Below are 5237 nucleotides of genomic sequence, written 5' to 3'. Positions count from 1 at the left end.
ACCCAATACCGCGCGACCCTGCGCGAGGACATCGCGTTCCTGCTGGAGCAGTACCGCGTGGTCGACTTCGCCCTGCGGGTCGTCGGCGTCGGCAGCGTCGGCACCCGCTGCTACCTGCTCGCAGTCGAGGGCCCCACCGGCGACATGCTGTTCCTCCAGGCCAAGGAGGCTCCGCCGTCCGTCTTGACGACGTACGGGGGCCGGCGGTCGATCATCCCCGGTCGCCCCGGCGTGACTGACTTCATCGAGGGCCACCGCGTCGTCGCCGCCCAGCGGATCCTGCAGGCGAACTCCGACCTCTTCGTGGGATGGATCCGCGGCTGGGCCGGTGACTCCGCGGACCGTTACCGGGTGGACTACTACTGGCGGCAGTTCCGCGACATGAAGGGGTCGATCGAGCCGGACACGCTCGACACCGACCAGTTCCGCTCGTACGGTGCGCTGTGCGCCGCTCTCCTGGCTCGGGCGCACGGGCAGTCCCCCGCCTCGGCTGCGATCATGGGCTACCTCGGCCGATCCGAAGAATTCGCCGAGGCGACGGCGGCATGGTCGGCCGCTTACGCCGATGTCGCCGAGGCCGACTTCGAGCTGCTGCGCCGAGCCGTCGCATCCGGACGCCTCCCGGCCGAGACCGGAGTCTGACCGCGGTTCGCGGCGTGCACCTCCGGACCCCGACGCGAGGCTCACTTTCGGGTTCGGGGCGCGTACCGTCGGCGGTCCGGCCCGACGACGACTCCGCGCCAGCTCGGGAAAGGTCCCGTCTCTCCAACACCTCGACACTGCTGACGCTGACGTTCGGGGTCGTCATCTGCTATCTGGCGCTGTACGTCGTGAACCTGGTCTGGGCGCTGTTCGTCCTGGACCCGGCCGCGATGGGCGGTTCGCTCGACACGTCCTTCGGCTACGACGATCTGTTCGTGCCCACCTGGTTCGTCGCGTCCGTGGCTACTCTCGGCGGTGCACTCGGCACGGGCCTGGAGTCGGACGAAGCGATCCGCGCGGCGGCATACTCAAAACGCGAGGAGGAGCGCCGCGCCCGTCTGGCAGACGAGCGGGCCTAGAAAGCCGCACCGGAACTGAGTTTCATTCCCGGGCAAGAGCGGCTAGGACGTGTTTACGACGATGGTCATGCTCTGGACAGACGGCCCCAACCGCGAAGAAGGCGCGCGAGGGCTCCTCGACGCCCTCGGCAGTTTCCTCGACTGGACACACCTTGTGCTCGAGACGGACGCATTTGAATCTAGGTGGAGCGCGCCTCGACGCGTAGAATCGAGGTCATTCGCGCGCCCTCGCCTCGTTTCGGATTCGGGTTCACATTCCGCCGAATGCATCCTTACTCGTCAGCAAAACCCCTGATCAAAAGGCACTTGTAGGGCGGACGGGACTTGAACCCGTGACCGATGGATTATGAGTCCACTGCTCTGACCGGCTGAGCTACCGCCCCTCGCGGCGCCTCACTCGGGGAGTGCTGCGGGCGCGACATCCGTGACCGGATCGGTCACCGGCTTTCCACGATACAGGCTCTCGAACGTCGAGATCGTGCGCTGGATGTCGTGCGCGGCGATGAGCCGGAGTGAGCCCTCCTTGAGGGCGCGGTACTCCTCGGGCGACGCCTCGAGCACGGTGCGGAGCTTCGCCGCGAGGTCGTCGGGGCTGCCCGGTTCGAACAGGTATCCGTTCTCGCCGTCGTGCACGAGGTGCGGGAGCGCCATGGCGTTCGCGGCGACGACGGGCAGCGCCGAGGCCATGGCCTCCATCGTCACGATGCTCTGCAGCTCGGCGATCGACGGCATGGCCAGCACGGATGCGCGGTGGTACGCCTCGCGCAGTTCGTCGTCGGTGACGTAGCCCGTGAAGGTGACGCGGTCGGCGATGCCCAGTTCGGCGGCCATGTGCTGCAGGTTGCGCATCTGGTCTCCGCCGCCGACGATCTCGACCTTCGCGTCGAGCTCGGCCGGGAGCAGCGTGACCGCGCGGAGCAGCACGTCGATCTGCTTCTCACCGGTGACGCGGCCGACGAAGAGGATGCGGTTCTCGGTGCGCGGAGACCAGTCGGGCGAGTACTTGTGGGCGTCGATGCCGCACGAGATCGCGTGCACGCCGCGCAGGCCGGTGTGCTTCTCGAGGAACTGCGAGGCCCGGCGCGTCGGCGTCGTGACCGCCTCGGCGCGGCCGAACGTGCGGCCCGCCGCCTTCCACGCGAGACCGACGGCCCACTCCTGCCACGCCTTCGGCAGCAGGGTGAACTCCAGCATGTTCTCGGGCATGAAGTGGTTGGTGCCGATGATGCGGATGCCGCGCTTCTGCGCCTCGAGCGAGAGGCCCCGGCCCACGATGATGTGGGACTGGAAGTGCACGACGTCGGGCTTCACCGCGTCGATGATGCGGGAGCTGTTCTGCTTGATGCGCCACGGGAGGGCGAAGCGCAGCCAGTCATGGGGATACCAGCGCCAGCTGTAGAGCCGGTGCGCGGTGATCTCCTGACCCTCGTGCACCTCCTTCCACGTGCCGTGCTTGCGGTTCGCGGCGGGGGCCACGACGTGCACGTCGTGCCCGCGTTCGACCAGCCCGGCGGCGAGGCGCTCGGCGAAGCGGGCGGCGCCGTTCACGTCGGGCGCGAAGGTGTCCGCGCCGATCAGGATCGTGAGCGGACGTTCCGTCCCCGCGCCGTCGGTGCCGGCGGGGGCAGTCGCACCGGGTGTGTCAGACACGTGGCGTGGTTCCTCACAGTTCTGGGATGGAGGCGATCGGCCTCGATGAGTGGTCGTCCTGCGGGTCTCCCTCGCGGACTGAATCCGAACATAGTCTACGCATCAGCGTCCGCGCGTCGGCGGCCGCGCATGTCGCGACGGCGATCAGAGCCGGGTCTGGGGGTGGTTGCGGGCCAGCATGAACACGCCCCACACGGCGATCACGCCGGCGAGGAGGAACACCGCGTTCGCCCAGAGCGGGGCCTGCGACGCCTCGCCCAGCACGACGATGCCGATCACGACGGCGACCATCGGGTCGACCACCGTCAGTCCGGCGATCACGAGGTCGGGAGGCCCGGTCGCATAGGCGTTCTGCACGAAGTACGCGCCGAGCGCCGTGGCGAGGAGCAGGCCGAGCAGGCAGGTCCAGGTGAGCCATTCGACCTCGCCCTGCTCGATGCGGCCGAGCACGACCTTGGCGAGCGTCGCCACGAAGCCGTAGAGCACGCCCGCCATGATCACGTAGAAGATGGCACGGATGCGGCGGCGGAGCAGCCCGAACGCGACGCCGGCCAGGGCGAGCACGACGGCGAGGATGATGAGGATCGTGACGAGCTGCCGATCGGTCACGGGGTTGTCGACGGCTGTGAAGGCGGCGACGCCCACGAAGAGGAACACGCCGCCGACGCACATGACGATCGCGGTGATCGACTTGCTGTTCAGCTTCACGTGGTTCAGCCGCGAATTCAGGATCGACGTGATCACCAGCGCGATCGCCCCGAGCGGCTGCACCACGATGATGGGGGCGAAGTAGAGGCTGCCGAGCTGGAACATGATGGCCAGCCCGAGCATGAGCGTGCCCACCACCCACGACGGGCGCGCGAGCAGCAACGCGAGCTGCTTGCCGTTCAGCCCCTTGCCGAGCGAGTCGACCGTGCGCGCCTCGACCTTGACCACGCCCCGGTGCTGGAACTGGGCACCGAGCGAGAGGAACACCGCGCCGACGAGGGCCAACGGGATTCCGATGAACGACGTGGGGTCGAGCGCGATCTGCTCGGAGAGGTCGCTCAGGTCCGGATCCACGCATCGACCCTACCGGGTCGGCCGCCGATATCCTTGGCGAATGGCCGTCCTCCCCATACGCATCTCCGGCGACCCCGTGCTGCACTCCCCCGCCCTTCCCGTCGAGACCATCGACGACGACCTCCGCTCCCTCGTGCGGGACCTCTTCGAGACGATGGATGCCGCGCCCGGCGTCGGCCTCGCCGCCCCGCAGGTGGGCGTGCCGCTGCGGCTCTTCACGTACGGCTGGACCGACGAGGCCGGCACGAAGTGGCGTGGCGTCGCGATCAATCCCGAGCTGTGGATCTCGCCACCGCCCGCGGGCGAGCCCGATGAGGACGAGGAGTCCGAGGGGTGCCTGTCGTTCCCCGGGGAGCGGTTCGGGCTGCGCCGCGCCGAGCGCGCCATCCTGCGAGCCACCGACCTCGACGGCCAGCGGTTCGAGATCACGGCCGAGGGATGGCTCGCCCGCATCTTCCAGCACGAGTACGACCACCTCGACGGCACCCTGTACGTCGATCGGCTCGGCGAACGCGACCAGCGCATCGCCGCGAAGATCGCACGCAAGGTGGGCTGGGGCAAGCCCGGGGTGTCATGGATGCCGGGCGTCGACCACCTCGAGGACTGAGCCGCAACGCTCACGTGAAGGCGCGGATGCCCGCCGCGACGAGCGCGGCCACGATCACCACCACGAGGAACGGCACGCGCATCGCGAAGAGCGCCGCCGCGACGATGATCGCCGGCACCCGGGCGTCGACGACGATCGCCTGACCGGCGCCGAGGGTCTGCACGGCGATGAGCGCCGCGAGCAGCGCGACGGTGAGCAGGTCGGCGATGCGGGCCGGACGCTCGCGTCCGAGGAGCCCCGCCGGCACCAGGTAGCCGCCGAGCTTCAGCGCCAGTGTGGCCGCCGACGCGATGAGGATGACGTGCCATGTGGTCATGCGCGGCTCCGCCTCGAGAACAGGTCGAACCAGCCCACGAGCACGGCCACCAGCGCCGCGACGAGTACCGGCAGCCCGGGCGTGAGCACCGGGGTCGCCAGCGTCGCGACGACCGCCGCAGCCACTGCGACCGCGCCCGCCTGGAACCGCTTGAGCCGGGGCCACAGCAGGCCGAGGAAGGCGGCCGCCGCCGCGGCATCCAGGCCCCACGCCCTCGTGTCGCCGAGGGCGTCGCCGATGAGGGCGCCCGCGAGCGTCGTCAGGTTCCATCCGACGAAGATGACGAGCCCGGTCGCCCAGAAGCCGAGCCTGGCCGCCCGATCGCTCGTCTGGGCGAGCGCGACCGCCGTGGACTCGTCGATCGTGATCCACGCCGCGGCGATGCGCTGCGCCAGGCTCCCGCGATCAACGATCGGCTTCATGCGCATGCCGTAGACGACGTTCCGGATGCCGAGGAGCGCCGCCGCGGCGMTGGCCGAGCCGCCCGCGGCGACGCCGCCCGACGCGAGTACGCCGACGAGCGCGAACTGCGAGCCGCCGG

General features: G+C 69.6%; 7 protein-coding genes and 1 tRNA gene. 3 read left to right on the top strand and 5 right to left on the bottom strand.

Annotated elements, in window-relative coordinates; genetic code table 11:
• Both AC1DY2_RS14860 and AC1DY2_RS14855 read left to right on the top strand, forming a co-directional pair.
• On the top strand, positions 1-642 hold a 642-nt coding region (locus AC1DY2_RS14860; RefSeq protein ID WP_476763127.1), incomplete at its 5' end, for a DUF2252 family protein.
• A 14-nt stretch (positions 643-656) separates the two neighbouring features.
• Positions 657-1061 (top strand): hypothetical protein, encoded by a 405-nt coding sequence (locus AC1DY2_RS14855; protein WP_476763126.1) that lies wholly within the window; start codon positions 657-659, stop codon positions 1059-1061.
• Between the two features lie 309 nt (positions 1062-1370).
• Here AC1DY2_RS14855 and AC1DY2_RS14850 read toward each other — a convergent pair.
• The 3 genes from AC1DY2_RS14850 to AC1DY2_RS14840 all read right to left on the bottom strand — a co-directional run bounded on the left by AC1DY2_RS14850 (position 1371) and on the right by AC1DY2_RS14840 (position 3773).
• Positions 1371-1444: transfer RNA gene (locus AC1DY2_RS14850), tRNA-Ile, on the bottom strand.
• 10 nt (positions 1445-1454) lie between these two features.
• Entirely contained in the window at positions 1455-2711 is a 1257-nt protein-coding gene (locus tag AC1DY2_RS14845) for a glycosyltransferase (protein ID WP_476763125.1), read from the bottom strand.
• Positions 2712-2855: 144 nt separating this feature from the next.
• Entirely contained in the window at positions 2856-3773 is a 918-nt protein-coding gene (locus AC1DY2_RS14840; RefSeq protein WP_476763124.1) for a DMT family transporter, read from the bottom strand.
• Positions 3774-3813: 40 nt separating this feature from the next.
• On the opposite strand from AC1DY2_RS14840, the gene def reads away from it, so the two are divergent.
• Entirely contained in the window at positions 3814-4380 is a 567-nt protein-coding gene (gene def, locus AC1DY2_RS14835; RefSeq protein ID WP_476763123.1) for a peptide deformylase, read from the top strand.
• Between the two features lie 10 nt (positions 4381-4390).
• Here def and AC1DY2_RS14830 read toward each other — a convergent pair whose 3' ends face one another.
• A complete protein-coding gene (locus AC1DY2_RS14830) occupies positions 4391-4696 on the bottom strand; it encodes an AzlD domain-containing protein (RefSeq protein ID WP_476763122.1) in 306 nt (101 codons plus the stop codon).
• A partial coding sequence (locus AC1DY2_RS14825) for an AzlC family ABC transporter permease (RefSeq protein WP_476763121.1) occupies positions 4693-5237 on the bottom strand: 545 nt, incomplete at its 5' end. The genes AC1DY2_RS14825 and AC1DY2_RS14830, both read right to left, overlap by 4 nt.

This window comes from Agromyces sp. P1_H4 (assembly GCF_056405255.1).
The sequence above is the reverse complement of the archived record's forward strand: the minus strand, read 5'-3'. Positions and strand labels throughout refer to the sequence as shown.

Bases quoted from the DNA above. Each gene is read 5' to 3' on its own strand.
- AC1DY2_RS14830 (WP_476763122.1), bottom strand. From the start codon at position 4,696: ATGACCACATGGCACGTCATCCTCATCGCGTCGGCGGCCACACTGGCG.
- def (WP_476763123.1), top strand. From the start codon at position 3,814: ATGGCCGTCCTCCCCATACGCATCTCCGGCGACCCCGTGCTGCACTCC.